Source organism: Aquabacterium sp. A08 (genome assembly GCF_011742065.1).
The window spans coordinates 1-398 of sequence record NZ_JAAQQT010000297.1; the positions used below are offsets into that span (position 1 = coordinate 1).

The 398-nt window shown below is 62.8% G+C and carries 1 pseudogene; it reads left to right on the top strand.

Features of this window, described 5'->3' with window-relative positions:
- Nucleotides 1-228, top strand: a pseudogene (locus HA630_RS26945) (RNA pseudouridine synthase); the annotation flags it as partial.
- Nucleotides 229-398: the final 170 nt, after the last annotated feature.

Below are 398 nucleotides of genomic sequence, written 5' to 3' on the forward strand. Positions count from 1 at the left end.
GCGGCAGGACCCACCGCCCGGCTGGAACTGGAACCTGTGACCGGCCGCTCGCACCAGTTGCGGGTGCACCTGCAGGCGCTGGGTCACCCCATACTGGGCGACGAGCTCTACGCCCCCGACGCGGTGCTCGCCGCCAGCCCACGGCTGCTGCTGCACGCGGCCTGGCTGACCCTGCCCCACCCCACCCAGACGACCCGCCTGACCTTCCACAGCCCAGCCCCCTTCTGAACGGCTTGCCAGCCTGGCAAAATTGCTGCAAAATGAAAAATAATTCTCAAAAATGAGAATGAAATATCAAATAAGTCGGGGATAAATTGATCGGTATCCGGCTCAAGCTCTTGGTCGGCCTGACGGCGCTGATGCTGCTGTCCCTGGTCGCCACCCAGGTCTGGCTGAGC